General features: G+C 74.0%; 26 protein-coding genes. 16 read left to right on the forward strand and 10 right to left on the reverse strand.

Annotation, left to right across the window (positions count from 1 at the left end; all coding sequences use genetic code 11):
• Nucleotides 1-41 precede the first annotated feature (41 nt).
• On the forward strand, nucleotides 42-578 hold the full coding sequence (locus ACH4J0_RS30920) for a GNAT family N-acetyltransferase (RefSeq protein ID WP_396244041.1): 537 nt from the start codon (nucleotides 42-44) through the stop codon (nucleotides 576-578).
• Between the two features lie 74 nt (nucleotides 579-652).
• Nucleotides 653-1,933, forward strand: a complete 1,281-nt coding sequence (locus tag ACH4J0_RS30925; protein ID WP_396244043.1) for a GNAT family N-acetyltransferase — start codon at nucleotides 653-655, stop codon at nucleotides 1,931-1,933.
• 79 nt (nucleotides 1,934-2,012) lie between these two features.
• On the opposite strand, the gene ACH4J0_RS30930 is transcribed toward ACH4J0_RS30925, so the two are convergent.
• Both ACH4J0_RS30930 and ACH4J0_RS30935 read right to left on the reverse strand, forming a co-directional pair.
• On the reverse strand, nucleotides 2,013-2,813 hold the full coding sequence (locus ACH4J0_RS30930; protein ID WP_396244045.1) for a TetR family transcriptional regulator: 801 nt from the start codon (nucleotides 2,811-2,813) through the stop codon (nucleotides 2,013-2,015).
• A gap of 10 nt (nucleotides 2,814-2,823) precedes the next feature.
• Nucleotides 2,824-2,973: a hypothetical protein gene (locus tag ACH4J0_RS30935; RefSeq protein WP_396244046.1), complete on the reverse strand. Its 150-nt coding sequence runs from the start codon at nucleotides 2,971-2,973 to the stop codon at nucleotides 2,824-2,826.
• A 32-nt stretch (nucleotides 2,974-3,005) separates the two neighbouring features.
• On the opposite strand from ACH4J0_RS30935, the gene ACH4J0_RS30940 reads away from it, so the two are divergent.
• A complete protein-coding gene (locus ACH4J0_RS30940; RefSeq protein WP_396244047.1) occupies nucleotides 3,006-3,617 on the forward strand; it encodes a GNAT family N-acetyltransferase in 612 nt (203 codons plus the stop codon).
• Here ACH4J0_RS30940 and ACH4J0_RS30945 read toward each other — a convergent pair.
• Complete coding sequence (locus ACH4J0_RS30945) at nucleotides 3,602-4,081, reverse strand: macro domain-containing protein (RefSeq protein ID WP_396244048.1); 480 nt, start codon at nucleotides 4,079-4,081, stop codon at nucleotides 3,602-3,604. The genes ACH4J0_RS30940 and ACH4J0_RS30945 overlap by 16 nt on opposite strands.
• Nucleotides 4,082-4,090: 9 nt before the next feature.
• Nucleotides 4,091-5,362, reverse strand: coding sequence for an MFS transporter (locus tag ACH4J0_RS30950; RefSeq protein ID WP_396244050.1), 1,272 nt, complete (start codon nucleotides 5,360-5,362; stop codon nucleotides 4,091-4,093).
• A gap of 116 nt (nucleotides 5,363-5,478) precedes the next feature.
• Here ACH4J0_RS30950 and ACH4J0_RS30955 point away from each other — a divergent pair, with 116 nt between their 5' ends.
• Nucleotides 5,479-6,486, forward strand: coding sequence for a LysR family transcriptional regulator (locus ACH4J0_RS30955; RefSeq protein WP_396244052.1), 1,008 nt, complete (start codon nucleotides 5,479-5,481; stop codon nucleotides 6,484-6,486).
• 54 nt (nucleotides 6,487-6,540) lie between these two features.
• On the opposite strand, the gene ACH4J0_RS30960 is transcribed toward ACH4J0_RS30955, so the two are convergent.
• Complete coding sequence (locus ACH4J0_RS30960; RefSeq protein ID WP_396244053.1) at nucleotides 6,541-7,146, reverse strand: YceI family protein; 606 nt, start codon at nucleotides 7,144-7,146, stop codon at nucleotides 6,541-6,543.
• 202 nt (nucleotides 7,147-7,348) lie between these two features.
• Here ACH4J0_RS30960 and ACH4J0_RS30965 point away from each other — a divergent pair, with 202 nt between their 5' ends.
• The 8 genes from ACH4J0_RS30965 (at nucleotide 7,349) to ACH4J0_RS31000 (ending at nucleotide 15,333) form a co-directional block, all read left to right on the forward strand.
• On the forward strand, nucleotides 7,349-10,516 hold the full coding sequence (locus ACH4J0_RS30965) for an SNF2-related protein (RefSeq protein WP_396244054.1): 3,168 nt from the start codon (nucleotides 7,349-7,351) through the stop codon (nucleotides 10,514-10,516).
• Entirely contained in the window at nucleotides 10,513-10,704 is a 192-nt protein-coding gene (locus tag ACH4J0_RS30970) for a hypothetical protein (protein ID WP_396244056.1), read from the forward strand. The genes ACH4J0_RS30965 and ACH4J0_RS30970 overlap by 4 nt, the downstream gene beginning before the upstream one ends.
• A 103-nt stretch (nucleotides 10,705-10,807) precedes the next feature.
• Complete coding sequence (gene sigJ / locus ACH4J0_RS30975; RefSeq protein WP_396244139.1) at nucleotides 10,808-11,614, forward strand: RNA polymerase sigma factor SigJ; 807 nt, start codon at nucleotides 10,808-10,810, stop codon at nucleotides 11,612-11,614.
• Between the two features lie 34 nt (nucleotides 11,615-11,648).
• A complete protein-coding gene (locus ACH4J0_RS30980; RefSeq protein WP_396244058.1) occupies nucleotides 11,649-12,770 on the forward strand; it encodes a MerR family transcriptional regulator in 1,122 nt (373 codons plus the stop codon).
• Nucleotides 12,771-12,945: 175 nt separating this feature from the next.
• Nucleotides 12,946-13,728 (forward strand): alpha/beta fold hydrolase, encoded by a 783-nt coding sequence (locus tag ACH4J0_RS30985; RefSeq protein ID WP_396244061.1) that lies wholly within the window; start codon nucleotides 12,946-12,948, stop codon nucleotides 13,726-13,728.
• A 213-nt stretch (nucleotides 13,729-13,941) separates the two neighbouring features.
• Nucleotides 13,942-14,349, forward strand: coding sequence for a helix-turn-helix domain-containing protein (locus tag ACH4J0_RS30990; protein WP_396244064.1), 408 nt, complete (start codon nucleotides 13,942-13,944; stop codon nucleotides 14,347-14,349).
• Nucleotides 14,350-14,351: 2 nt separating this feature from the next.
• Complete coding sequence (locus ACH4J0_RS30995) at nucleotides 14,352-14,861, forward strand: hypothetical protein (protein ID WP_396244065.1); 510 nt, start codon at nucleotides 14,352-14,354, stop codon at nucleotides 14,859-14,861.
• Nucleotides 14,862-14,982: 121 nt separating this feature from the next.
• Nucleotides 14,983-15,333: a DUF2516 family protein gene (locus tag ACH4J0_RS31000; RefSeq protein WP_046387329.1), complete on the forward strand. Its 351-nt coding sequence runs from the start codon at nucleotides 14,983-14,985 to the stop codon at nucleotides 15,331-15,333.
• A gap of 91 nt (nucleotides 15,334-15,424) precedes the next feature.
• On the opposite strand, the gene ACH4J0_RS31005 is transcribed toward ACH4J0_RS31000, so the two are convergent.
• Nucleotides 15,425-16,969: a PP2C family protein-serine/threonine phosphatase gene (locus tag ACH4J0_RS31005; protein ID WP_396244067.1), complete on the reverse strand. Its 1,545-nt coding sequence runs from the start codon at nucleotides 16,967-16,969 to the stop codon at nucleotides 15,425-15,427.
• Between the two features lie 239 nt (nucleotides 16,970-17,208).
• Here ACH4J0_RS31005 and ACH4J0_RS31010 point away from each other — a divergent pair, with 239 nt between their 5' ends.
• Nucleotides 17,209-17,769: an O-acetyl-ADP-ribose deacetylase gene (locus tag ACH4J0_RS31010; protein WP_396244068.1), complete on the forward strand. Its 561-nt coding sequence runs from the start codon at nucleotides 17,209-17,211 to the stop codon at nucleotides 17,767-17,769.
• A 246-nt stretch (nucleotides 17,770-18,015) separates the two neighbouring features.
• On the opposite strand, the gene ACH4J0_RS31015 is transcribed toward ACH4J0_RS31010, so the two are convergent.
• Complete coding sequence (locus tag ACH4J0_RS31015; RefSeq protein WP_396244070.1) at nucleotides 18,016-18,849, reverse strand: class I SAM-dependent methyltransferase; 834 nt, start codon at nucleotides 18,847-18,849, stop codon at nucleotides 18,016-18,018.
• A 227-nt stretch (nucleotides 18,850-19,076) separates the two neighbouring features.
• On the opposite strand from ACH4J0_RS31015, the gene mshA reads away from it, so the two are divergent.
• Together mshA and ACH4J0_RS31025 are read left to right on the forward strand one after the other, a co-directional pair.
• Entirely contained in the window at nucleotides 19,077-20,444 is a 1,368-nt protein-coding gene (gene mshA / locus ACH4J0_RS31020) for a D-inositol-3-phosphate glycosyltransferase (protein ID WP_396244071.1), read from the forward strand.
• Nucleotides 20,445-20,502: 58 nt separating this feature from the next.
• Entirely contained in the window at nucleotides 20,503-21,033 is a 531-nt protein-coding gene (locus ACH4J0_RS31025) for a YbjN domain-containing protein (RefSeq protein ID WP_396244072.1), read from the forward strand.
• 9 nt (nucleotides 21,034-21,042) lie between these two features.
• Here ACH4J0_RS31025 and ACH4J0_RS31030 read toward each other — a convergent pair whose 3' ends face one another.
• Nucleotides 21,043-22,338 carry an MDR family MFS transporter gene (locus ACH4J0_RS31030; protein WP_396244074.1) on the reverse strand — a complete coding sequence of 432 codons (1,296 nt, stop codon included), beginning with the start codon at nucleotides 22,336-22,338 and terminating at the stop codon, nucleotides 21,043-21,045.
• A gap of 150 nt (nucleotides 22,339-22,488) precedes the next feature.
• On the opposite strand from ACH4J0_RS31030, the gene ACH4J0_RS31035 reads away from it, so the two are divergent.
• Nucleotides 22,489-23,247 (forward strand): phosphoglyceromutase, encoded by a 759-nt coding sequence (locus tag ACH4J0_RS31035; protein ID WP_396244075.1) that lies wholly within the window; start codon nucleotides 22,489-22,491, stop codon nucleotides 23,245-23,247.
• 290 nt (nucleotides 23,248-23,537) lie between these two features.
• On the opposite strand, the gene ACH4J0_RS31040 is transcribed toward ACH4J0_RS31035, so the two are convergent.
• Together ACH4J0_RS31040 and ACH4J0_RS31045 are read right to left on the reverse strand one after the other, a co-directional pair.
• On the reverse strand, nucleotides 23,538-24,770 hold the full coding sequence (locus tag ACH4J0_RS31040; protein WP_396244077.1) for a tyrosine-type recombinase/integrase: 1,233 nt from the start codon (nucleotides 24,768-24,770) through the stop codon (nucleotides 23,538-23,540).
• Between the two features lie 212 nt (nucleotides 24,771-24,982).
• The gene (locus ACH4J0_RS31045; protein WP_360434396.1) at nucleotides 24,983-25,213 is read right to left on the reverse strand and encodes a helix-turn-helix domain-containing protein; all 231 of its coding nucleotides are present in this window, start codon (nucleotides 25,211-25,213) and stop codon (nucleotides 24,983-24,985) included.
• Nucleotides 25,214-25,477: the final 264 nt, after the last annotated feature.

The raw sequence follows: 25,477 nt of genomic DNA on the forward strand, positions 1-25,477 counted from the left end.
CGCGCTAGCGTGGACGCTCCGACCACTTCCGAGGAGGCGCGGTGCGGTTACGGAACGTTGAGCCGGGTGATGCCGAGGCGTACGTCCGGATGCGGTGCGACGAGGCGATGATGGCCGAGCTGGGTGGCCCGCTGCCCCGGGACAAGGTGGAGGCCCGGCTGCGCAAGGACCTCGCCCTGGTGGCGGCGGACAGTGCCTGGATCAAGGCGATCATGCCGGACGGCGACGCCGGGGGCCGTGGGGCGGCCGGTCTCGTCACGCTCTGGCAGGACGAGGAGGAGGGCGTCACCGTCTCCGAGATCGGTTGGATGGTGCTGCCCGAGTACCAGGGCCGCGGCCTTGCCAAGGCGGCCGTGCGGCAGGTGCTGGACGCCGCCGCGGTGGACGGCCGGTGGGGCGAGGTGCACGCCAATCCGGCGGTGACCAACGGCCCCTCCAACGGGATCTGCCGCGCGCTCGGCTTCCGGCTGCTCGGCGAGCGGGACCTCGACTTCGCGGAGCGGGTCCTGCGCACCAACCACTGGGTCGTGACGCCCGGGCGGCACCACGGATCGCGGATCGGGACGGTCACCGAATAAGGACGGTCACCGAATAAGGACGGTCACCGGATAAATCGGATGCCGCCCCAGGTCGGCGGCCGTACGGTGGCGCGATGGGCGAGAACATCGATGACACGGCCGTCGACACCGTGAACGGGGTCCAGGTCAGGGCCGTCTCCGTGGACGAAGTGGAGGAGTGGAACCGGGCGCTCAACTTCGGCTTCCTGCGCCCGCACGCGGGCGTCGCGCCGGACCTGCGCCGTCGGCAGTGGCGGCCGGGCCGGATGGTGGCCGGCTTCGACGGTGACCGCCAGATCGCCACCTTCCGCAGCTTCGACGTCGAACTGACCGTCCCCGGTGGGGCCGTGGTCCAGGCCGATGCGATCACCAACGTCACGGTCAGCTCCACCCACCGCCGCCGCGGTGTGCTCAGCACGATGATGCGGCGGGACCTCGCCTCCGCCGCCGAGCGCGGCTGCGCGGTCGCCATCCTGGCCGCCGCCGAGTACAACATCTACGGCCGCTTCGGCTTCGGCCCCGCCACCCGGGGCTCCGGCTGGCGCATCGACCTGGGGCGCACCCGCGGTCTGCGCGAGGGCCTGCCCGGCGTGCCCGGCGGCCGGATCGACTTCGTGACCCTGGCGGAGCGGCGCGAGCTGGGCGCCGAGCTGTACGACCGCTGGCGGCTCACCCAGCCGGGCGCGATCGCCCGCGACCAGATCTGGTGGGAGCGCAACACCAATGTGATCCAGGTGCCGGGAGACTCCTTCAAGGAGCCGTTCACCGCCGTCCACCGGGACGCCGACGGCGAGGTCACCGGCCTGGTGGTCTACCGGATCGACAACAAGTGGGACGGCGCCCTCCCCGACAGCACGCTCACCGTGGACGACTTCATCGCCCTCGACCTGCCGACCGCCGTCGAGTTGTGGCGCCTGGTGCTGTCCGTGGACTGGGTGCGCACGGTCGTGGTCGAGGGCGTCTCCCCGGACGACCCGCTCCCGCTGCTGCTCCAGGACCCGCGCGCGGCCGTCCCGGACGAGGGGAACGCCGACCTGATGTGGCTGCGGCTGCTGGACGTCGAGATCGCCTTCGGCGCCCGGACGTACGGCGCCGCGGGCCGGGTGGTGCTGGAGGTCGGGGACCGGCTCGGCTACGCCTCCGGCCGCTTCGCGATCGAGGTCGCCGGGGACGGCACCGGCCGCTGCACCCGCACCACCGACGACGCCGATCTCGCCCTGGACGCCTCCGAGCTGGGCTCGCTCTACCTGGGTTCCGAGACGGCCCCGAGGCTGGCCGCGGCCGGACTGCTGACCGAGCTGCGCCCGGGCGCGGCGGCGGCCGCCGACCTCTTGCTGCGCACCCCGCTGCGGGCTTGGACGCCGACCGAGTTCTGAGCCGTCGGGACCCACGGCGGTGGCCGGCCCGCGGTTCGGGGGCCGGCCACCGCGTCGCACGACTCCTGGGAGTCGCGGCCTACTTGACCGCCGTCCTGCCGATCGTGGGGAGGATGAAGTCCTGGATCAGCCCCTTGGCGTCCCGCACGATCGGCCGGAACACCCGGTAGCGCGACAGGTTGATCACCCGGGCGGCCATCGGCGTCGACCGGCGGACGAACTCCCTGGTCCGCCCGGTGTCCTCGGTCCGGTCGAAGACCCAGTAGAGCACCACGACCATCAGGTTCAGCCAGAGCACGTCCGGCAGCAGCTCGACCAGTTCGGCGTCCAGCTTCGGCGCCAGGTCGGAGCCCTGGAGGACTTCGCGGAACAGTTCGACGGCCGTCGCCCGGGCGGGGTGGGACTCGTTGGAGAACGGGCTCAGCGAACTGGTCGGGTCGGCCGCGGTGCGGAAGAACTGGGCGGCGAACTCGTGGTACGGCGCGGCCGTGTCGAGCCAGGAGGTCAGCGCGATCTGCAGCCGCTCGGCGAAGTCCCGGGTGTGGGCCATGCGGCGCCTGGCGTCGGCCGCGTGGTCGTGGGTCATCCGGTCGTAGAACCCCTGGATCAGGAATTCCTTCGCGGAGAAGTAGTAGTAGGCGTTGCCGACCGACACGCCCGCCTCGGTGGCGATGGCGCGCATCGTGGTCTTCTCGTAGCCCCGCTCCTGGAACAGCCGCATGGCCGTCTCCAGGATCAGCGCCCGGGTCGCCTCGCTCTTGTCGGTCTTGGGCTGGGCCCGGCCGCCGGGCAGGGGCCCGCCGTCCGTGCCGGGTGCGGCCGAGGCGTCGGCCGCACCCTTCTCGTCGTCCGTTCGGTTCGTCGCTGCCAGGTCGTCCACGGGCACGAGCCTAGCCGGAGACGACGCTCCACCCGGTGTCGGTGCTGTCGGTGCTCGCGGTACCGGATGCCCCCTCCGCATCCGGTACCGCGCTCACCGCCCCCGCGGTTTCGAACGCGTTCAAAAGCTTGGTAGAACTGTAGACGTTGCGGTTGAACATGTTCAACTCCATCTCTGTGGGAGGCTCATCACATGACCGGATCAGGGCGGATCACCATTCGGCACGGCGGAGAACGGGACGCCGTGCGCATCGCGGACCTGCACACCGAGAGTTGGTGCGCCAGCTACCGCGGGATCGTCCCCGACGAAGCGCTCGGGGACGGATTGGCCGCCCAGCGGCGCGAACTGTGGGAGCTGCGCCTGGCGGTCGACTACGGGACGCCGGAGAACACGCCCGTGCTGCTGATCGCCGAAGGGGCCGGAGAGCCGGCCGGGTTCGTCTACCTGGTGCCGCAGCCCGACGGCAGCGTCCTGGTGGACAACCTGCACGTCCGCCCGGACCTCACCGGTGGTGGGATCGGCCGGGAACTGCTGGCCGCCGCCCGCGCCGAGGTCGCCGTTCGGTACCCCGGCGCCGAGCTGTACTTGGAGGTGCTGAGCGCCAACACCCGCGCGATCGCCTTCTACGAGCGCGAGGGCGGTGTGCGGATCAGGGCCCAGGAGGGCGTGTTCCCGGGCGGGTACCTGCTGCCCGAGTACGTGTACGCCTGGCCGGCCGAACTCGGGTCAGCGCCCGGCTCGGCTGGGCCGGCTGACCCGACTGCGCCGGCCCAGCCGACGTGGTCGGGTCAGCCGACGTCGTAGACCGTCACCGGCACGCCGCGCGCCGCCAGCCGGGCCGCCACCAGCGGCTCGACCTTCGACCAGCGCCCGCCCGCCAGTCCACAGCCGATCCGCGGCATGTGGACGGAGGCGCCGAGCTCCAGCGCGTGCTCGCCGAGGGCGGCCAGCCCGGTGTCGATGGCCTCGTACCGCACCGGCACTCCGGTGGAGCGCCCGGTCCGGATGCCGCGCTGGCCGACCAGGTTGGCCACCCAGACGTACGGCTCGACCTGCACCATTTGCAGGGCGCCGAGACCGAAGTCGTTCTCCGCCCGTTCCCGGTGCCAGCGTCGGAACGCGGCCTCGGGCTCGGGCCAGCGTCTGGAGAGCGCGAGCACGAAGCCCTTTCCCCAGCCGCCCAGATCGTTGCAGACGTGCGCGATCACCTTCACGCCCTTGCCACGGGGCGTGGTGGCATCGCCTCGGACGTAGGTGATTTCCGCCATGCCTAGAAGTTAGACGGAGGCACTGACAGCCCGCTCGCCATTTTCCCTCGCCCCGGCCGCTCGCAGGTGGCGCCGCCCGGCCAGCGCGATCAGCAGGGCGAGCGCGGCGGCCCCGGCGGGCAGGGCGTAACCGGTGCCGGGCACGGCGTGCTCGGCGACCGTGCCGGCGAGCGCCGCCCCGGCCGAGATGCCGACCACGATGCCGGACACCGCCACCGCCATCCCCTCGTTGAACTGCCGCTGCGGCAGCAGCTCCTGGACCAGCGTCATGCCCGTCACCATGGTCGGCGCGGTGGCCGTGCCGGCCGCGAACAGCACCACCCCGAGCACCGCGAGCCCGGCCCCGCCGAGTCCGGCGGCGAGCGGCAACAGCAGGACTCCGGCCATCGCCGCCACCCCGGTCAGGAAGCGCACGCCCGGCGCCCGGCGCGGGGTCAGCAGCCCGAACAGCAGCCCGGCCACGCAGGATCCGGCCGCGACCAGGGCCAGCAGCGCACCGGCTGCGGCCTTGTGGCCGAGCGCGTCGGCGTAGGCGACGGTGGTGATCTCGGTCGCGCCGAAGACCATGCCGGTGGCGAGGAAGGTCAGCACCAGCACCCGCAGCCCCGGCACCCCCAGCGGCGAGCCGTGCCGCTGACCGTCCGTCACCCGGCCGTCCGGCGAAGGAGCGGGCAGCGGCGGTTCGGTGCGCCGCTGGGCGGCGAACAGCAGGGCGCCGGTGGTGCCGAGGGTCCCGGAGACGAGCAGTCCGGCCTCCGGGGCGAGCGCGGTGCAGAGCAGCATCGCGAGCACCGGACCGGCCATGAAACAGAGTTCGTCCAGCGCCTGTTCGAAGGAGTTGGCCAGGTGCCGCGCGGCCTGGTCGTCCCGGTGGAGGTGCGCCCACCGGGCCCGGGCCATGCCGCCGAGGTTCGGTGCCGCCGCGCAGGCGGCCCAGCAGGCGTACAGCGTCCAGTCCGGCGCGCCGAGCCGGACGCAGAGCAGCAGGGCGAGGAGGGGCACGGCGTTGTACAGCGCGGCCGGTACCGCGACCCGCGACTGTCCGTACCGGTCCACCAGGCGCCCGAGCAGCGGCATCCCGATCGCGCCGGTGACCAGCCCGGCCGCCGAGACCGTCCCGGCCAGCGCGTAGGAGCCGCGCCGTTCGGCGAGCAGCACCACCAGCGAGACGCCGTTCATCGACAGCGCGAGTCGGCCGAGCAGCCCGGCCAGGGTGAAGGCGGTGGCTCCGGGGGTCGCGAACAGCCGGCGATAGGAGGCGAGGAGGGCGCGCGGGGGCAATCGGGCTCCTGGGGCACAGGGCGGGAGGGGATGCCCCAAGCGTCGCCGTGTCGGCGGGCGGGCGTCCAACACCTGTTTCGCCACACCCACAACACCTTGTTGTTAATCTCTCGCCCATGCCCCGTGACCTGCACCCCCGTCTACTCCGCGGCTTCGTCGCGACCGCCGAGACCCTGCACTTCGGCCGGGCCGCCGAGCGGCTGTACGTCGCCCAGCAGGCGCTGAGCAGGGACGTCCGCACCCTGGAGGGCCTGCTCGGCGACGCGCTGTTCAGCCGCACCACCCGCAGCGTCGAACTCACCCCGGCCGGGAACCGGTTGCTGCCCAAGGCGCGCCGGCTGCTGGCGCTGCACGACGAGATCCTCGCCGAGGCCGGCACCGGCGCCGCCCCCCGGCCGCTGCTGCTCGACCTCAACAGCGACGTCACCGGGCCGGACCTCACCGCCGACCGGGTGCTCCGAAGGGCCCGCGCCGCCTGGCCGGAGGGCGATCTGCTGGCCCGCTTCCACGGCGGCCTGGCAGCGGCCGCCGCCGAACTGCTGGCGCACCGGCTGGACGCCTCGTTCGGCCGCTTCGCCGGCCTGCCCGCCCCGGTGCGCGGTCGACTCGCCCAGCGGCCGGTGCGGTTGGAGCGGATCTCGGTGATGATGGCGGACACCCACCCGCTGGCCGGCCGCCCGGTGCTGCGGCTGGCCGAGCTGACCGGGTACCCCGTCGACATCTGCGCGGGCAACCCGGCGACCACCGAGTGGGCCGACCTCGGCGCCCGGCTGCTGCGCGAGCACGGGCTGACCGCGGCCGAGCCGTACGTCCCGCCGGTGGGCCTGGACGAGACGGCCCGCTACCTGGCCCGGCACGGCGACCCGATGCTGACCACGGTCGGCGGGCCGAGGATCCCGGGGTCGGTGAACGTGCCACTGGTGGAGCCGGTGCCGCTGTGCCTGGTCAGCCTGGTGCACCGGCCCGGCGAGCGGCACCCGGGGCTGGCGGCGCTGACCGCCGCGGCGGGTGAACTCGGCACGGCCGAGGGCTGGTTGGTCCGCCCGGCGGGCAGCTGGCTGCCCGCGGCGGACGCGGAGCTGGTCACCCCCGCACAGAACACCGCCCCTGCCTCGGGGGGATAGGCAGGGGCGGTGGCTCGGTGGGCGGCACGGGCCGCCGGGCCGCGGAGGGCCGGGTCAGGCCGCCTTGACGGCGGAGATGTCGAAGCTGAGCTTGACCTTCTCGCCGATCAGCACGCCGCCGGTCTCCAGGGCCGCGTTGTAGGTCAGACCGAAGTCGGTGCGGTCGACGACCGCCTTGCCCTCGAAGCCGACCCGCTCGGCGCCGTAGGCGTCGGTGGCGCTGCCGGTGTACTCGAGGTCCAGGACGACGGGGCGGGTGGTGCCCTTGATGGTGAGTTCGCCGTTCATCCGGTAGGAGTCCTCGCCGACCGCCTCGGTGGAGGTGCTGCGGAAGCGGATCTCCGGGTGGGTCTCGGCGGCGAAGAAGTCGCCGGTGCGCAGGTGCTCGTCGCGCTGGGTCTGGTTGGTGTCGATGCTGGCGACCTTGATCACCAGGTCGGCCGAGGAGTTGCCCGGGGTGGCGCCGTCCAGGTGCAGCTTGCCGTCGTACTCGGTGAAGCGGCCCTTGACGTTGGTGACCATCGCGTGGCGGACCGAGAAGCCGATCTCGCTGTGCGTGGCGTCGACCGTCCAGTCGCCGGTCAGGTGCGACAGGTCCGGGCCGACCGGGGGCCGGACGGCGGTGGTGGTGGCGGTCTTGGTGCGGGTGAACAGGCCCATGGCTCCTCCTCGGGTTCGAAGCCATTTGTTTAGGCTTCAACTTCTTGCTTCAGCGTACGACTCTTTCGTTCAAGTTTCAACCACATCCTCTGAGGGCTTCCTCCGGATCACCCGAACGGCCGGGCACCCGGCCCGACGGGCACTGTCCGGCCCCCCGGCTAGGCTGCGGAGAACAGCCCGACCCACCGCGAAAGGCCCCCGCATGTTCGTCCTGCACGCGCTCTGGCGGGCGGACGGACGGCTGGCCCTCTGGGCCGAAGACGCCCGCGCCCACCCCGGACCCGCCGAACCCCACCCCGCCCGCCCCGCCCCGCGCGCCCACCCCTACGCCTGCCCGGGCGGGAGCCTCGCCGCCGTCCTCGGCGGCATCGGGCCGGGCCTCGGCTGGCTTGCCGCGCAGGCCCCCGAACGCTGGGCCACCCTGCTGCTGCCCACCGTCGGCACCGTGCCCGCCCCCTCACCCGACCTGCCGGTCACCCCGCCGCGCGGCGGCGCCGTCCTCACCCCCTGGCGGGTGCCCGCACTCCTCTTCGACGCCGGAGCCGCCGCCCAGCTGCTCGGCGAGGTCCACGACCCCCATTGGGCCGTCACCGGCACCGACCTGCCCGGCGCCGGCCGGGTCGAGGTGGTCTACGGCCCCTCGCTGCGCTGGCTCACCGGCGTGCACGACCTGGCCTGGCGCACGGTCGGCCGGGGCCGGGTGCTGCCCCTGCCCGTCCTGGCCGACGGCCGCCCCCGGGCCCGCTGGCGGCCCGACCCCACCCCGGCCGGGCGCCGCGAGGCCGCCGGACTCGCCGCGGGCTGCCCGCCCGTCCTGCTCGGCGAATGGCCCACCGGCGCGGCGACCGGCGAGGCGCTGCTCGACGCCGCCCTGGGCGCCCTGGTGGACGCCGAGGCCCGCGCCGCTCTGGCCGACACGCCCTTCCCCGGCTCCGGCGGGACGGCCGCCGACCGCTGGCTGCACGCCCTCACCACCCCCTCGGGCGAGATCGACGCCCCGCCCCAGGACATCGCCGAGCTGCGCCGCCGGATCGCCGGCTGGTACGCCACCGCCGAGCCCGCCGACCCCGCGCTGCGGCTCTGCTTCCGCCTGGTCGAACCGCTCGGCCCCGCCGACGACGACCCCGGGGGCCGCCCCTGCGACGACGCCTGGCAGCTGGAGTTCCTGCTCCAGGCCGTCGACGAGCCCTCCCTGCTGGTCCGCGCCGCCGACCTGCACGAGGGCGGCGCGGCGTACGCCGCACTCGCCCGCGCGACCGCGGGGAGTCCGCAGACCGTAGCCCCGACGGGCGAGCCCGCCGGCCCGACCGAGGTCCTGGCCGCCGAACTCGCCCGTGCCGCCCACCGCTGGCCCGCCCTGGACGGGCTGCGCCACCGCTCCCGCCCGTCCGCCCTGCCGCTCGACCGGAGCGGCGCCCTCGACTTCCTGCGCACCGCCGCACCCGCCCTCGCCGAGGCCGGCTTCGGCGTGCTGCTGCCCGCCTGGTGGCGCCGCCGCCCCCGGCTCGGGCTCGCGCTGCACGCCACCACCCCGCCCGCGCCCGGCACCCTCGCCGTCGCCGGCCAGGTCGACCGGGACGCCGTGGTCGCCTTCCGCTGGCAGGCCGCGCTCGGCCCGGACGGCACCCCGCTCACCGAGCAGGAACTCGCCGACCTCGCTGCCGCCAAGCAGGGGCTGGTACGGGTCCGGGGCACCTGGCTGGAGGCCGACCCGGCGCAGATCGCCGCCGCGCTCGCCTTCCTCACCGAGCAGCGCGACGGCCTGCTGGCCGCCGCCGACCTGCTGAGGCTCGCCCTCGACCCCGAGGCGACGGTCGCCGGGCTGCCGGTCACCGGCGTCCGGGTGGACGGCCCGCTCGGCGACCTGCTGGCCGGTGGCGCCGGTGCCGCCCCCGGCGAACCGTCGCTCCCACCGGACTTCCGGGCCGAACTGCGGCCCTATCAGCGGCGCGGACTCGGCTGGCTCGCGACCATGTCAGGGCTGGGCCTCGGCGCCGTCCTGGCCGACGACATGGGCCTCGGCAAGACCGTCCAGACCCTCGCCCTGCTCGCCGCAGAGAAGCACGACGGCGCCACCGGCCCCACCCTCCTGGTCTGCCCGATGTCCCTGGTCGGCAACTGGCAGCGCGAGGCCGAACGCTTCGCCCCCGGCCTGCGCCGCCACGTCCACCACGGCGCCGGCCGCCTCGGCGCCGGGCAACTCGCCGACGCCGTCAGGGGGGTGGACCTGGTCATCACCACCTACGGACTGGTCCAGCGCGATCTCGCCGCACTGCGCGCGGTCCGCTGGCGCCGGGTGGTCGCCGACGAGGCGCAGCACATCAAGAACAGCGGCACCGCCCAGTCCCGGGCGATCCGCGCGCTGCCCGTCACCCGGCACCGGATCGCCCTCACCGGCACCCCGGTGGAGAACCGACTCGCCGAGCTGCACGCCGTGCTGGACTTCGCCAACCCCGGCCTGCTCGGCCCGGCCGAGCGCTTCAAGGAGCGCTACGCGATCCCGGTCGAAGTGCACCGGAATCCCGAACGCACCGCCGAACTCCGGCGCCGCACCGCCCCGTTCGTGCTGCGCAGGCTCAAGTCGGACCCGGCGGTGGCGGCCGAGCTGCCCGCCAAGCAGGAGATGACCGTCTGGTGCAACCTCACCGCCGAACAGGCCGGCCTCTACCAGGCGGTGGTCGCCGACCTGCTGCAACGGGTCGAGGGCATCCGGGGCGTGGAGCGGCGCGGCACGGTGCTGGCGGCGATCGGCAAGCTCAAGCAGGCCTGCAACCACCCGGCCCAACTGCTCCACGACGGTTCACCGTTGGGCGACCGCTCGGGCAAGGTGGCCCGGCTCGCCGAACTGCTGGAGGAGTCGCTGGCCGAGGGCGACCGCACCCTGGTCTTCACCCAGTACGCCGAGTTCGGCACGATGCTCCGCCCGTACCTGGAGCGCCGGCTCGGCGAGGAGGTGCTGTACCTGCACGGCGGCGTCCCGCGCGCCCGCCGCGAGGAACTCGTCCGGCGCTTCCAGTCCCCGGACGGGCCACGGGTGTTCCTGCTCTCGCTGCGGGCCGGCGGCACCGGCCTCAACCTGACCGCCGCCAACCAGGTGATCCACCTGGACCGCTGGTGGAACCCGGCGGTCGAGGAGCAGGCCACCGACCGCGCCTTCCGGATCGGCCAGCGCCGCGACGTCCAGGTCCGCCGCCTGGTCTGTGTCGGCACCGTCGAGGAGCGGATCGACGAACTCCTCACCACCAAGCGCTCGTTGGCCGAGACGGTGGTGGGGGAGGGGGAGCGCTGGCTCACCGACCTGCCGGTCGAGGCCCTGCGCGAACTAGTCGCCCTCACCCGGGAGGACGCCGTCGCCGAGGAGGACGCGTGACCGAGCAGCCGAGGCCCGAGATGGTCAACGTCGCCGCCTACTGGCGTGGCGACTTTACCCTGGAGACCCCGGACGAGGAACCGGCCGAACCCTCCCTGAACCGCCTCGGCCGCTCCGGCATCACCGTGCACGGCCGCGACCTCGCCGCCCTCCTCGCTCCCGCCTACGACACCTTCCTCAGTGGCTGATCCCCTACCGTGCGGTAGCGTCCCGAGCGTGACCGACATCCCCGACACCCGGCTCGCCGACTTCGAACAGCACCGGCGGACGGTCTTCGGCATCGCCTACCGGATGCTCGGCAGCGTGGCCGACGCCGAGGACCTGGTGCAGGACACCTGGCTGCGCTGGAGCCAGGTCACCGGCCCGGTCGCCAGCCCCGGCGGCTACCTCGCCCGTACGGTCACCAACCTCGCCCTCAACCGCCTCGACTCGGCCGCCGTCCGCCGCGAGTCCTACGTCGGCCCCTGGCTGCCCGAGCCGCTGGTCGCCGAACCGGACGCGACCGACGGCGTGGAGCGCGCCGAGACCGTCTCGCTCGCCCTGCTGGTGGTGCTGGAGAGCCTCTCCCCGCTGGAGCGGGCGGTGTTCGTCCTCAAGGAGGCCTTCGGCTTCTCCTACCAGGAGATCGCCGAGGCGCTGGACCGCACCGAGACCGCCTGCCGCCAGGTCGGCAGCCGCGCGAGGGCCCACGTGCGCGCCCGCCGCCCCCGTTACGACGCGCCGCCGGAGCTGCGCCGCCGGGCCACCGACGAGTTCCTGGCGGCCTGCGTCGGCGGCGACCTCAACCGGGTGCTCGCCCTGCTCGCCCCCGACGTCACCACCTGGAGCGACGGCGGCGGCGTGATCAGCGCAGCGGTACGGCCGGTCACCGGCGCCGACAACGTCGCCCGCTTCCTGCTCGGCCTGCTCCGCAAGCTGGGCGAGGGCGTGGGCGCCCGCCCCGTCCTGGTCAACGGCCAGCCCGGCCTGGTGATCACCGCCGACGGCGCCGTCGACTCCGTCTCGGTGCTCGACTTCACCGAGGGACCGGGCGGGACCCTCCTGGTCTCCGAGATCCGCGCCGTCCGCAACCCCCACAAGCTCGCTCACCTGGCTTGACCCTCGACCAGGTCGAGCCCCGAGGGTCACCGGCATGGAGAGCGAGCTGCACAGCATCGGCGAACTGGCCCGTGCCAGCGGCCTGGGCGTCGGCACCCTGCGCTACTACGACGGCGCCGAGGTGCTCACCCCCGCCTGGGTCGACCCGCAGACCGGCTACCGCTGGTACCGGCCCGGCCAACTCGCCGACGCCCGCCTGCTGGCCCGACTGCGCCGGGTCGGTCTGCCGCTGGCGGCGGTCCGCGCGGTCCTCGCCGCCGCCCCCGGCAGTGGCGAGGCCGAGCGCGTCCTCGACGCCCACCTCCGCCGCCTGGAGGACGGCCTGTCCGACGCCCGCCGCGAGCTCTCCCTGATCCGCACGATGATCGAGCAGAGGGAGCACCCGATGACCACCACCCCCGCCGACCTGCACCTCACCGCCCGCGCCGACGCCCTGGCCGCCGCCCTGGACGCGGTCCGCTTCGCGGTCTGCGACGATCCGGACCTGCCCTCCCTCGCCGGAGTGCTCTTCGAACCCGACGGCCCGGTGCTGCGCCTGGTCGCCACCGACCGCTACCGGCTGGCCCTCGCCGAGCTGCCCGCCCTCGGCGCGCCCCAGCAGCCGACCGCCGGCACCACCGTCCCGACCCCCCTGGTGGACGCCCTGCGCGCGCTCCTGCCCACCGGCCCGACCGAGATCACCCTCACCCTGGGCCCCGGCACCTTCCGCGCCGAAACCCCCGACCACCGCATCGAGGGCACCCCGGTCGACCTCGACTACCCCGACCACCGCACCCTGACCCGCCTCGCCCCCCAGCACCGGATCACCCTCCCCGCCGCCGAACTGCGCACCGCCATCGAAACCGGCGCCACCCGCACCGTCCCCTCCGGCCCCCACGGCGCCGACTGCCAGGTCACCGTCCTGACCCTCTCCGAGGACGGCCGCCTCACCGTCGCCGACCACCTCACCCCCGACGACTTCCAGGTGGCCGTCAACCGCGACTTCCTCCTCGACGCCCTGCGCGCCGGCCACCCCGAACAACTCCTCCTCGAACTCGGCGGCCCCATCGCCCCCCTCGCCATCCGCACCCCCGGCCGCACCGGCACCTTCTCCGTCCTGATGCCGGTCCGCCTCCCTCAGGGCGCCTCCGGCGAAGACCCGCACGACACGCCCTGAAGTCATCGCAAGGCCGCCCGACCGCCGGACGGCGGAGCGCAGCTGACCGGGGCACACCTGGGGCACGTCGGACTCCCGGACCCCATCACCCCGGAACGGCCGGCCATGCCCGCCCGCGCCGAGGCGGTCGCCACCACCATCCGCGAGCTCCGGGCCGTCTGCGAGGATCCTTCGCATGAGGACCGAACACGAAGTCCCGGCCCCCGGCGGCGGCCGGCTCTGGGCCGAACGCCGCGGCGCCGGCACCCCGGTGGTGCTGCTGCACGGCTCCGGCATGGACTCCCGGCTCTGGGACGCGGTCGCCCCGGCCCTGGCCCGCCACCACGAGGTGATCCGCTACGACGCCCGGGGCCTGGGCCGCTCCACGACACCCCAGCGGCCCTTCGACGACCTGGAGGACCTCCGCGCCGTCCTGGACCACTTCGACCTGGCCCGCCCCGCCCTGGTCGGCCTCAGCATGGGCGGCGAGACCGCCCTCGACCTCACCCTCGCCCACCCGGAACGGGTCGCCGCCCTCGCCCTGATCGGCGCCTCGGTCAGCGGCCACGACTGGCCGCCGTCCCCCGGCACCACCGCCTACACCGAGGCCCGCCACCGCGGCGACGCAGCGGCCCTGGCCGCCCTGGAGCTCTCGGTCTGGGCCGCCCTGGGCCGCACCGCCCCCGGCGGAGAACTGATCGAAACCATGGTGACCGACAACGCCGCCCGCCGAATCACCAGCGAGTACCACCTCACCGGCGCCCCACCCCGAAACGCCGAATCCCAACTCGCCCGCGTCACCGCCCCCACCCTGGTCATCCACGGCACCCACGACCACCCCGAGATCGCCACCATCGCCCACCACCTCGCCACCACCATCCCGGGCGCCCACCACCACCTCCTCCCAGCCGCCGACCACTACCTCCCCCTCCGCACCCCCGAACAGCTCACCTCCCTCCTCCTCACCCACCTCACCTGACCCAGACACCCCTTCGCGGGCGCGCCCCCACCTCCCACCCCCCTCAAGCACCCTCACCCACCCACGTCCCGCAAGCACCCCCCACCCCCCTCCCCGGCGAGAGGGACGCGCCCCGGCCACCCACCCTCCCGAAAGCCCACCCCCCAACAACACCCGCTTGCCCCCGCTAGCACCCTGCTTGCAACAGCAAGCACCCTGCGGCAAGCTATCCCCATGGCCTCCCTGAACGTCGGCTCACTCGGCGAGTACATCCGCGAGCAACGCCGCAACGCCCAGTACTCGCTACGCCAGTTGGCGGAGGCCGCCGGCGTGTCCAACCCCTACCTCAGCCAGATCGAGCGAGGGTTGCGCAAGCCGAGCGCGGAGATCCTGCAGCAGATCGCGAAGGCGCTGCGGATCTCGGCGGAGACGCTGTACGTCCAGGCCGGGATCCTGGAGGAGCGGCGGGGTGAGGGCCTGGAGCTCCGGGCCTCGATCCTGGCCGATCCGCTGATCAACGAGCAGCAGAAGCAGGCGCTGCTCGCGGTCTACGACGCCTTCCTCAAGGAGAACGCCGCTTCGGCCTCCACCCCGATGACCGACGGCGCGGCCACCCAGCACACCCCCCGGGAGGACCGGTAACCATGCCGATCACCGACGAGATCAAGAAGACCCTCACCGACCCGACCCCGCTGTACGCCCTGGCCGGTGCCGGGGACCTCGCGTACGAGAAGCTGCGCGAGGTGCCGGGCCGGGTCGAAGCGCTGGCGGCGGACCGCCAGGGCGCACAGGAGAAGGCGACCGCCAGGCTGCACGAGGCGCAGGGGCTGCTGGCCGGGGCACCGGCCATGGTCACCGAGGCCGTCACCGCCTTCCCCACGGACCTCAAGGTCCTCCAGGAGCGGGCCCAGGACTTCGCCCTCCAGCAGGTGGCCCGCGCGCTCGAACTGGCCGTCCGGGCCAAGGAGACCTACGACGAGCTGGCCGAGCGCGGCAAGGTCGTCGTGGACAAGGCCCGCCCCCAGGGCGGGAGTCCGGAGGCCGTGGAGCCCACGGACGAGCCCGTCCGGGCCGAGCTGGTGGACGATGCCGAGGCCCCCGCGCCGAAGAAGTCCGCCAAGGCCCGGAAGGGCACCGCCGACGCCTCGGAGTGACCGGTCCCCGCCGGCCCGGGCACATCCGGTGACGGCGGGACGTTCACACCGTGCGGGCGGCCGCCGTGCCAGGATGGGCGGCGGCCGGGGCGCAGCAAGCCGAGAGACGTAGGAGATCGCGATGACCGGAGTGTTCCAGATCCTGGCCTTTTCCTACCTGAACCCGTTCTGGTGGATGGCCGTCGCCATCCTGGGCTACAAGTTCTTCGCGCTGGTCGACGCGGCCACCCGCCGGGAGGACGCCTACCGGGCGGCGGACAAGAAGACCAAGGGGTTCTGGCTGGCCGTGCTCGGCATCAGCTTCGGCTGGGACCTGCTGTTCGGGGCGAACTTCCTCGGCAGCATCGGCACCCTGGCCGGCCTGGTCGCCTCGATCGTCTACGTGGTGGACGTCCGCCCCGCGATCCGGGCCCTGACCGGCGGCAGCGGCCGGGGCGGCCGGAGCAACACCGGCCCGTACGGCCCCTGGTAGGTCGGTCGGACGGACAACGCCGCAGCCCGGGCGGGGAGTTCACCCGCTCGGGCTGCGGCGTTCCGGCGACTCGGCCCAGCCGCAACAAGGCTCAGCCGAGGAACAGTTGCACCGGGTTGCGCTCCAGCAGCAGCACCGCGACGTCGTCGGTCAGCGCGCCGCCGTTCAGCTCCTCGACCTCGGCGATCGCGCTGTCGATCAGCCGGCCCCGGGTGAGTCCGGCGGACTGGTGGTCGGCGACCAGGTCGGCCAGCCCGTCCTGGCCGAGGCGGCGCGACCCGGCCCCGACCCGGCCCTCGATCAGCCCGTCGGTGTACAGCAACAGCCGCCAGCCGGGCTGGAGTTCGACCTCGTGGGCGGGCCAGGCGGCCTGTCCGTCGTGGCACGGCAACAGGCCGAGCGCGGGCCCCGCGAGTTCGGAGGGCAGGGTGACCGGCGGGTGGTCGCGTCCGAGCAGCAACGGTGCCGGGTGCCCGGCGAGGTAGAGCCGGGCCCGCTCGCCGGTGCCGGGCGGGTCGAGGTCGCCGACGGCGGCACCGGGCTCGATGACGAGCATGCAGAGCGTCGCGAAGATCTCGTCGCTGCGCCGTTCGTGCTCCAGCACGTGCTGGAGGGTGGTGAGCAGGGTCTCGCCGGTGAGGCCGGCGAAGACCAGGGTGCGCCACGCTATCCGGAGTGCGACGCCGAGCGCGGCCTCGTCCGGGCCGTGGCCGCAGACGTCACCGATCACGACGTGGACGGTGCCGTCGTCGGTGCGCACGGCGTCGTAGAAGTCGCCGCCGAGCAGGGCGCGACGGCGGCCGGGGCGGTAGCGCCGGGTGAAGGAGAGCCCGGCGCCGTCCAGCAGCGGGGTGGGCAGCAGGTGGCGCTGCAGTCGGGCGTTCTCCTGGCCGCGCAGCTCGGCCTCGACCAGGCGGCGCTGGGACTCGTCGGCGCGCTTGCGTTCGACGGCGTAGCGCAGTGCGCGGGCCAGCAGCGGGCCGTCCGTCTCGTGCTTGAGCAGGAAGTCCTGGGCGCCCGCGGCCACGGCGGCCGCGCCGAGTTCGGCCCCGGCGGCGTCGGTGAGCACCACCACGGGGATGTGCGGGGCGCGGCGGAGCAGTTCGTGCAGGCCCTCCAGGCCGTCCGAGGCTCCCCCGGCCTGGGCGGCTGGGAGGTGCCCCCGTCCGGGGTGCGGCAGGGCGGCCGGGGAGGCCAGGTCGAGCAGCACGCAGCCGAACTCGCCGCCGCGGGAGCGTCCGCGCCGGTTGGCGGGGGAGGCCTGGGAGAGCAGCTGGGTGGCCTGTGCGAGGCCGCGGGCCCAGTGGATCTCGATCGAGGTGCCGCTGTCGGCGACGGCGGCCTTGATCAGCTGGGCGTCCGAGGCGTCGTCCTCGATGACCAGCAGCCGCAGCGGCGCGCTGCCGTCGGCGGGCCCGTCACCGGCTGCCGGAACGTTTCCCGCCCCGGCGGCGTGCGAGGGGTGGCGGGTGCCGTGCGCGGTCGTGACCGGCTGCGAGCGGGGATGGGGTATCGGGGGAGTGGCCGTGGCCGGGCCGGTCGTCGGGCGGTTACGGGCATGGCCGACGGGGGCGCCGTCATGGGCGCCCGGCAGGTCCGCGGCACCAGGTGCCCGCCCGTCTCCCGTTGCGGGCATCGGTGGTTCCTCCCTTTCCCCGACTGCGTAACGGCCGGCGTCCGTCCGCAGTGCCCGCCTGGCACCGTGCGTCGGGGAACTTCTCGCGACCATAACGTGATCTCCGGGGATTTCTCTGGCCGACCGGCGCCGTTGTGGTTATTGCCACGCCGGTGGCGGTGCGGTGATCGGATTCGGACGACGGCTCGGAGCCGGGCCCGGCGGCTGCCGGGCGGGCCCGGGGAAGGGGGCTGGTGGTGGTGACGCGGATCACCCTGGTCGAGGGTGACATCACGGAACAGCGGGTGGACGCGGTGGTGAACGCCGCCAACTCGTCCCTGCTGGGCGGGGGCGGGGTGGACGGCGCGATCCACCGCAGGGGCGGGCCGCAGATCCTGGAGGAGTGCCGCCGGCTGCGGGCCTCGCACTGGGGCGGGGGGCTGCCCGTCGGGCGGGCGGTGGCGACCACGGCCGGGCGGCTGCCGGCCCGGTGGGTGGTGCACACCGTCGGGCCGGTGTACCTGGCGGAGGAGTACGAGGAGCGGGCTGGGCTGCTGGCCTCCTGCTATCGCGAGTCGCTGCGCGCGGCGGCCGAGTTGGGCGTGCGCACGGTGGCCTTCCCGGCCGTGTCGGCCGGGATCTACGGCTGGCCGCCGGCGGACGCGGCCCGGATCGCGCTCGGCACCGTCGCCGGGGTGCTGGACGGCGGTGACGCGCGGGCGGGCGCGGAGCTGGCGGAGGTGCGGTTCGTGCTGTTCGGGGCGGAGATGTACCAGGTGTTCGAACGGGCCCGGAGGGAGCTGCTGGGGCCGGAGGACTGACGACCGACTGCTGTGTGTCTGTTGTCTTCGCTGGGCGTGCTGGGCGTCTGGGCGTGGCTGGGCAGGGCGGCTACCGAGCGGCGTGTGGTGGCGCCGCCCGGTGGCTTCCATCGTGGCGTGACGAGGCGTCAACACGCCAGAGATATTCGATAACTCGTTCGAGTGAATGCGTCGTGTCGCTCACCAGCGCCCCGGTTCACCGGCGGCCTTTCCCGGGTGGCCCGGTGGCCCGGTGGCCGGGCCCCGCTACGGCGCGAGCGTCGTCCAGGGCAGCGTGACCTCGCCCTGCCGCCACCGCCCCCGCGCGTCCACCAGCGGCCAGCTGCCCGCCAGCGCCGTGCACGCCGCCACCCAGCGCTGCCGCGCCCCGAACGCCCCGTACGGCGCGGCCGCCGCCCAGGCGCGGTCGAAGTCGGTCAGGAAGGCGTGCACCGGCCGCCCGGGCACGTTGTGGTGGATCAGCGCCTTCGGCAGCCGTTCGGCCAGGTCGGAGGGCTGGCCGAGGCCGCCCAGCCGGGTCGCGAAGGTGACCGTCCGGGGCCCCTCCGGCCCGAGCGCGACCCAGACGTGCCGCCGTCCGACCTCGTCGCAGGTGCCCTCGACCAGCAGCCCGTCCGGGGCGAGCCGGGAGCACAGGCGCTCCCACACCGCGGCCACCGCCGACTCCTCGTACTGCCGCAGCACGTTGGCCGCCCGGATCAGCTGGGCCGATCCGCCACCGTCCAGCGGCACCTCGAAGCCGCCGCGCCGGAAGGTGAGCAGCGGCGGTTCGGCGTACGGCAGTGCGGCCGCGACCCGCTCCGGCTCGATCTCGATCCCGACCACCCGGACGTCCGGTCGCACCGTGCGCAGCCGTCCGGCCAGCTCCACGGCCGTCCACGGCGCCGCGCCGTAGCCGAGGTCGACCGCGACCGGCGGCCGCTCGGCGGCGCGCAGCGCCCGGCCCAGGGTGTGGGCGATCCAGCGGTCCATCCGGCGCAGCCGGTTGGTGTTGGTGGTGCCCCGGGTGACCGTACCCACCGGCCGTCCGGTCCGTCCGCGGGCGGGCGCGGCGGTCGCGGGGTCGAAGGAGGCAGCCATGTCCAGAAGGGTAGTCGGCGCCGGTGGCACCGGTCGGTCCCCGCCCTGACCTGGGCGGATGCCGGACCGGCCGACCGATCGCCGGGGCCGGGAATGCCGGGCGACCGCCGAGTGGTTGGCACACTGGTGGTGATGTGTGCCCGGACGGGGCAGCGCACACCGGACATGCGGCGGCCCGTTCACGCGGACCCGCCGAGACGGGCCGCACACGAGGAGGCTTCAGCCAGGTGATCCAGCACCCCGTCCGTTCGGTACGTCGTGCCCAGTCGGCCGCGCCCGCACGCGGCCGGCTCCAGTCGCTCGTCCCGGGCCGCCGCCGGCCGCGCCGGATAGCCATGCTCAGCGTGCACACCTCGCCGCTGCACCAGCCCGGCACCGGGGACGCGGGCGGGATGAACGTCTACATCGTCGAGCTGGCCAAGCGCCTGGCCGAGCTCAACATCGAGGTCGAGGTGTTCACCCGGGCGATCTGCTCGGACGACGCGCCGACGGTCGAGCTGGCGCCGGGCGTGCTGGTCCGACACGTGACCGCCGGGCCCTACGAGGGCCTGGTCAAGGAGGACCTGCCGGCCCAGCTGTGCGCCTTCACCCACGGGGTGCTGCGGACGGAGGCGGGCCACCGCCCCGGCCACTACGACCTGGTGCACTCGCACTACTGGCTCTCCGGGCAGGTCGGCTGGCTGGCCGCCCAGCGCTGGGGGGTGCCGCTGGTGCACACCATGCACACCATGGCGAAGGTGAAGAACGCCGCGCTGGCGGAGGGCGACACGCCCGAGCCCGCGGCCCGGGTGATCGGCGAGACCCAGGTGGTCGAGGCGGCCGACCGGCTGATCGCCAACACCACCGAGGAGGCGGCCGAGCTGGCGCTGCACTACGCCGCCCGGCCGGACCAGCTGGCCGTCGTCCACCCCGGGGTCAACCTGGACGTCTTCCGCCCCGGCGGCCCGCGGACCGCGGCCGACGCCCGGGCCCGGCTGGGCCTGCCGCAGGACGCCGCGGTGCTGCTGTTCGCCGGGCGGATCCAGCCGCTGAAGGCGCCGGACGTGCTGCTGCGGGCGGTCGCCGCCCTGCTGGAGCGCCGCCCGGAGCTGCGCGAGCGGCTGGTGGTGCCGGTGGTCGGCGGGCCGTCCGGCACCGGCTTGGCCCGGCCGGAGAGCCTGCACAAACTGGCCGCCCAGCTGGGCATCGGCGACGTGGTGCGCTTCCACCCGCCGGTCGGCCAGACCCGGCTGGCGGACTGGTACCGCGCGGCGACGGCCCTGGTGATGCCCTCGTACAGTGAGTCCTTCGGCCTGGTGGCGCTGGAGGCCCAGGCCTGCGGCACCCCGGTGGTGGCGGCCGCGGTCGGCGGCCTGCCGGTCGCGGTGCGGGACGGCGAGTCCGGGACCCTGGTGCACGGCCACGACCCGCTGGAGTGGTCGCACGCGCTGGAGCCGTACGTCACCGACCCGGCGCTGGTGGCCCGGCGCGGCGCGGCGGCGGCCCGGCACGCGGGCGCCTTCGGCTGGGACGCGGCCGCGGCGACCACCGCCGAGGTGTACGCCGGCAGCCTGGCCCGCCCGGCCGGCCGACTGGCCGGGGCCCTGCGCCGCTGAGCTCCCGTGGTCCGCACCGGGCTGCGCCGTCCCCGTACCGCCGAGTAACGTCACCCCCATGGCAACCCGCACCAAGGACGAGGCCCTGACCCTCCTGCGCACCGCCCTGGACGACTCCGGGGTGGCCTGGGAGCCGGCCGCCGCCGACCCGTACACCCTGGTGGCGACCCTCCCGGGCACCCGCAAGCTGAACACCGCCTGCGCCCTGCGGGTCGGCGACCACACTCTGTCGGTGAACGCCTTCGTGATCCGCCGCCCGGACGAGAACCACGAGGCCGTCTACCGCTGGCTGCTGGAGCGCAACACCCGCCTTTGCGGAGTCGCGTACGCGATCGACGCGCTCGGCGACGTCTACCTGGCCGGCCGCCTGCCGCTGGAGGCGCTCAGCCCGGACGCCGTCGACCGGCTGCTCGGCACGGTGCTGGAAAACGCCGACGAGCCCTTCAACACCCTGCTGGAGCTGGGCTTCGCCTCGGCGATCCGGCGCGAGTGGGAGTGGCGCACCAAGCGCGGGGAGTCCACCCGCAACCTGGCCGCCTTCGCCCACCTGGCCGCCCCGGGCGCCGACGGTGGCCGGACCGCCGACTGACCCGGGCGCTCAGGCGCCCGCCGGAGCCTTCTCGGACTCCGGCGCCGTCGTCACCCCGCTCGCTGCGTCCGCGCCGGCCGTCGTCCGGGTGCGCCGGGCCAGCACCGCGTGTCCGAGTGCCGCCACCGTGCCGCAGACCCCGCATGCGCCCCACAGCACCCCGGTGCCGGCGTGCTGCAGCACCACGCCGCCGACCCCGGGGCCGAGGAACATGGCGAGTGACCATGAGAGCGAGTAGACGCCCTGGTAGCGACCGCGTCCATGGGTCGGTGACAGTTCGGCGACCAGGCCCATCGTGGTCGGCGCGTTGAGGATCTCGCCGACCGTCCAGACCGCCACGGAGAGCGCGAACAGCCAGGCCGAGGACCCGGCGAGCGCCGCCAGTCCGAAGCCCCATCCGGCGAGCAGGCAGCTGGCGATCAGCAGCCCGGTCCGGGAGCGGCCCTCCATCCAGCGGGTCAGCGGGATCTGCAGCACCACGATGAGCAGCCCGTTCAGGCCGATGACCATCCCATACTCGGTGGCGGTGATGCCCGAGGCGCCCATGTCGACGGGCAGGGTGGTGCTGCTCTGCTGGAACACCAGGGCGAGCAGCAGGTTGAGTCCGACCACCGCCATGAACCGGCCGTCGCGGAACACCGCACCGAGGCCGATCGTGGGTTCCTCGCCGGTCCTCGCGTTCACGGGCGGCTGCGCCGGCTTGGTCTCCGGGATGCGGATGAAGATCACCACCGCGCAGACCAGCGTGGAGAGCGCGTCCAGCAGGAAAAGGGTGAGGTAGCCCTGGGTCGCGATCACCCCGGCCACCGCGGCGGAGAGGCCGAAGCCGATGTTGATCGCCCAGAAGTTCAGCGAGTACGCCCGGACCCGGTCCTCGGCCGGTACGAGGTCGGCGATGATCGCCGAGGTGGCCGGCCGGGTGGCGTTGTTGCACAGGCCGACCAGGAAGGCCACCACGGCGATCGCCACCTGTCCGTCGACGAAGCCGAGCACGGCGGTGGACAGTGCGGTGCCGAGCTGGGCGGCGACCAGCGTGGGGCGGCGCCCGATCCGGTCGGCCAGCACCCCCGCGCCGACCGCCGCGACGGTCGAGCCGAGGCCGAACAGCGAGGCCACCAGGCCCGCGTAGGAGGCCGAGTACCCCCGTTCGGTGGTCAGGTACAAGGAGAGGAAAGTGATCACGAAGGCGCCGAGCTTGTTCACCAACGTGCTCACCCAGAGCCACCAGAACTGCCGTGGCAACCCGCCTACCGTCTCGCGCACCAGTCTTCGGATCCGGGGATCGGCGGCCAGGGCGACGAGCATGTGGGGGCTCCCGGGGGCAGGTGTCCGCTGAGCGGCCCGGGCAGGCCCGGTCAGCCGACGTGGGTAAGTGGCAGATGGCCGTCGCACACGTTATCCAGCCCTCCAAGGTCCCCACCAGGGGTTTTCCGGCCCTCCACTAAGCTGGGGGCCATGGCTGACACGACGTACCGACTCATCCTGCTCCGTCACGGCGAGAGCCAGTGGAACCAGAAGAACCTGTTCACCGGTTGGGTCGACGTCGACCTCAACGAGAAGGGCGAGAAGGAGGCCGCCCGCGGTGGCGAGCTCCTGGCCGCCGAGGGCCTGTTCCCCGACGTGGTGCACACCTCGCTGCTGCGCCGCGCCATCCGCACCTCGCAGATCGCCCTGGACAAGGCCGACCGCCACTGGATCCCGGTCAGCCGCAGCTGGCGTCTGAACGAGCGGCACTACGGCGCGCTCCAGGGCAAGGACAAGGCCCAGACCCTGGCCGAGTTCGGCGAGGAGCAGTTCCAGCTCTGGCGCCGCTCCTACGACACCCCGCCGCCGGTGCTGGCCGACGACGCCGAGTACTCGCAGGCCGGTGACGCCCGCTACGCCGAGATCCCGAGCGAGCTGCGTCCGCGCACCGAGTGCCTGAAGGACGTCGTCGAGCGGATGCTCCCGTACTGGTACGACGCCATCGTCCCGGACCTGGCCGCCGGCAAGACCGTCCTGGTCACCGCCCACGGCAACAGCCTGCGCGCGCTGGTCAAGCACCTCGACGGCATCTCCGACGCGGACATCGCCGGCCTGAACATCCCGACCGGCATCCCGCTGGTCTACGAGCTCGACGCCGACTTCAAGCCGGTCGCCAAGGGCGGCCGCTACCTCGACGCGGACGCCGCCGCGGCGGCCATCGAGGCCGTCAAGAACCAGGGCAAGAAGTAGGCCCAACAGCCATATGGCCCCCACCTGCGCGTTTGGCGCTGGTGAGGGGCCATCGGCGTTCCCGGGCCGTCTGTGGGCCGTCAGCCTTAGGGCCCGTCTTCAAACCCCCGTCGTTCGTCCGGAGGGCGGGCGGGGCGGCGTTGGGGTGCGTGCATCGCAAGGCGGAGGAGGGAGCCCAATGCAGCGCATTGGCGACCGACGACAACGCGGCGAGGTGCGTGCCCTGGGGGTACCTCCCGGCCGAAGGCTGGGGGAGCGTCGGCCCGCAGGCGGGGGTTTGAAGACGGGCCCTAGTGATCTTGGGCCCCGAAGACCCCTTCCATGGCCTTCCGGGCCCTGTGCCGGCTGTCCGGCATCAGGTGGGCGTAGACCCGCAGCGTCAGCCCCGGGTCGGCGTGGCCCAGGTACTCGCTGACGGCCTTGATGCTCTCCCCCGCGTCCAGCAGGATCGACGCGAAGAAGTGCCGGAGCGCGTGCATGCCGTGCTCCCGGGCGGACGCGTAGGACTCACCCTTGGCGGGCTTCGGGATGACCCCGGCGGCGGCTAGCGCGGGCTTCCAGTAGTCCTCGTTGAGCATGCCGCGCCAGACGATCCAGTCGGACGTGCTGGTGAAGACCAGGCGCTTCGTGACCGGCGGCCCGCCCACCCTCATCCACGGCAGCGTGATCTCGACCGGCGGGAACCGCTCCATGTGCGCCTTGAGCGCGTCGGCCACCGGCCGGGGGAGCGGCACGCTCCGCAGTGTCCCGCCCTTCGGCGGCGCGAAGACCGGCTTGCTCCGGCTCAGCTTGAGCTGCTGGGTGACGTGCATCGTGCTGGCGTCGAAGTCCAGCGCGTCCACGGCCAGGCCCAGGATCTCGCCCTGCCGCAGCCCGCAGCCGGCGCCAACGTCGACCGTCGCCCGGTACCGCTCGGTCATGGCCTCCCGGACGGCGAAGACCCGATCCGGCTCCCACGGGACGACCCTCCGGGTTCCGACGACCGGCGGGCGCACGGTCTGCGCGGCGCACGGGTTCCGGAGGAGGATGCCGTCGTCCACGGCCGCGCTCAGGACGGCCCGGACGTTGGAGAAGATGACCCGGGCGTACGAGCCGGACATGCCAGAGGTCTCCAGCTCGGCGACGAACTCCCGGATGTGGCTCGGCTGGAACGACGTGAGCGGCCGGGCCCCGATCCGCGGGAAGGCGTGCCGCCGCAGCTGCGACTGCATCGAGGCCTGCGTGTTGGGGTCGCTGGTCTGGCTCCTCAGCCAGTGCTCGGCGAACTCCTGGAACGTGGTCTTCGCCGTCGCGGGGTCGAGGTACTGGCCGCGCGACATGTCGGCCTCGATCCGGGCCAGCCACTCCTCCGCCTGCCGCTTCTGCCGGTCGGGGAAACTCTTGCTCTTCTCGGTACCGTCCGGGGCCACGTACCGGGCCCGGTAGCGCTTGCCGGTCCCGTAGCGGTCGGTGCGGACGCGGCGGGGTTTGCCGTCGGGGCCGGGCTCGGTCTTGTACCAGCGGTCTTGGATGTGTCCGGCCATGAGGCCGCTCCTTGGTGGTTGGGGTGCGAGGCGTGGTGTGGCAGGGAGGGAGGCTGTCGGCGGCACCGGAAGGCGGATTCGGGGCCGTCGGCCGAGGGGTTGGGGCGCCTCCCTGCCTCCCTGTGGCGCTGTTCGTGCTGGTGGGGGCGGGGTTGGTGGCCAGGGAGGCTGTTAGGGAGTTCTCCCTGCCTCCCTGGCGCCTCCCTGGTGGTTCAGGCGGCTTGCTGGGTCTGGTCGGTGACCCACTGGGCAACGGCGTCGGGGTGGTAACGGAGGTGCCGACCGACGCGGAAGGCGGGCGGCCCGGTGCGCTTGCGGCGCCACTGGTAGACGGTCTCCAGCGGGACGCCAAACATCGCGGCAACGTCTTCGGGGGTGAGGAAGCGGGCGGGTAGCGGCACGACTGCGGGCGGGGTGTCGGCCGGTGCGCGGCGGTTGGTCATGGGCCTCTCCTGTGGGCAGGTGCGGGGTGTCAGGCCAGGTGTCAGGGCCCCTGACACCCGCGTCTGCCTAGGGGTTTGGGTGTCAGGGGGTGTCAGGCGTCAGGGGGTGTCAGAGCGGCTGGCGGCGGCCGGGGTGGTGCCAGGCGCGGACCTAGCGCTAGCGACCGGCAGGGGTGCCGGGGGAGCGCTGGGAGCGGTTTTCGGGGTGTCGCGGCGGGGTGCCCTCGGCCGCTAGGTGGCTGGTCGGGGGCCGGTTTGCTCGCT

Origin of the sequence: Kitasatospora sp. NPDC017646 (assembly GCF_044329365.1) — a bacterium.
In the GTDB taxonomy this organism is placed as follows: Bacteria; Actinomycetota; Actinomycetes; order Streptomycetales; family Streptomycetaceae; genus Kitasatospora.

Excerpts from the sequence above, each read along its gene's own strand:
- sigJ (WP_396244139.1), top strand. The coding sequence starts at position 10,808 with ATGCTCGGCAGCGTGGCCGACGCCGAGGACCTGGTGCAGGACACCTGG.
- ACH4J0_RS30990 (WP_396244064.1), top strand. The coding sequence starts at position 13,942 with ATGGCCTCCCTGAACGTCGGCTCACTCGGCGAGTACATCCGCGAGCAA.
- ACH4J0_RS31045 (WP_360434396.1), bottom strand. The coding sequence starts at position 25,213 with ATGACCAACCGCCGCGCACCGGCCGACACCCCGCCCGCAGTCGTGCCG.
- ACH4J0_RS31040 (WP_396244077.1), bottom strand. The coding sequence starts at position 24,770 with ATGGCCGGACACATCCAAGACCGCTGGTACAAGACCGAGCCCGGCCCC.
- ACH4J0_RS30945 (WP_396244048.1), bottom strand. The coding sequence starts at position 4,081 with ATGGCGGAAATCACCTACGTCCGAGGCGATGCCACCACGCCCCGTGGC.
- ACH4J0_RS30935 (WP_396244046.1), bottom strand. The coding sequence starts at position 2,973 with ATGTTCAACCGCAACGTCTACAGTTCTACCAAGCTTTTGAACGCGTTC.
- ACH4J0_RS30960 (WP_396244053.1), bottom strand. The coding sequence starts at position 7,146 with ATGGGCCTGTTCACCCGCACCAAGACCGCCACCACCACCGCCGTCCGG.
- ACH4J0_RS31035 (WP_396244075.1), top strand. The coding sequence starts at position 22,489 with ATGGCTGACACGACGTACCGACTCATCCTGCTCCGTCACGGCGAGAGC.
- ACH4J0_RS31005 (WP_396244067.1), bottom strand. The coding sequence starts at position 16,969 with ATGCCCGCAACGGGAGACGGGCGGGCACCTGGTGCCGCGGACCTGCCG.
- ACH4J0_RS31000 (WP_046387329.1), top strand. The coding sequence starts at position 14,983 with ATGACCGGAGTGTTCCAGATCCTGGCCTTTTCCTACCTGAACCCGTTC.
- ACH4J0_RS30985 (WP_396244061.1), top strand. The coding sequence starts at position 12,946 with ATGAGGACCGAACACGAAGTCCCGGCCCCCGGCGGCGGCCGGCTCTGG.
- ACH4J0_RS30955 (WP_396244052.1), top strand. The coding sequence starts at position 5,479 with ATGCCCCGTGACCTGCACCCCCGTCTACTCCGCGGCTTCGTCGCGACC.
- ACH4J0_RS30925 (WP_396244043.1), top strand. The coding sequence starts at position 653 with ATGGGCGAGAACATCGATGACACGGCCGTCGACACCGTGAACGGGGTC.
- ACH4J0_RS30940 (WP_396244047.1), top strand. The coding sequence starts at position 3,006 with ATGACCGGATCAGGGCGGATCACCATTCGGCACGGCGGAGAACGGGAC.
- ACH4J0_RS31025 (WP_396244072.1), top strand. The coding sequence starts at position 20,503 with ATGGCAACCCGCACCAAGGACGAGGCCCTGACCCTCCTGCGCACCGCC.
- ACH4J0_RS31030 (WP_396244074.1), bottom strand. The coding sequence starts at position 22,338 with ATGCTCGTCGCCCTGGCCGCCGATCCCCGGATCCGAAGACTGGTGCGC.
- ACH4J0_RS30995 (WP_396244065.1), top strand. The coding sequence starts at position 14,352 with ATGCCGATCACCGACGAGATCAAGAAGACCCTCACCGACCCGACCCCG.
- ACH4J0_RS30980 (WP_396244058.1), top strand. The coding sequence starts at position 11,649 with ATGGAGAGCGAGCTGCACAGCATCGGCGAACTGGCCCGTGCCAGCGGC.
- ACH4J0_RS30965 (WP_396244054.1), top strand. The coding sequence starts at position 7,349 with ATGTTCGTCCTGCACGCGCTCTGGCGGGCGGACGGACGGCTGGCCCTC.
- ACH4J0_RS31015 (WP_396244070.1), bottom strand. The coding sequence starts at position 18,849 with ATGGCTGCCTCCTTCGACCCCGCGACCGCCGCGCCCGCCCGCGGACGG.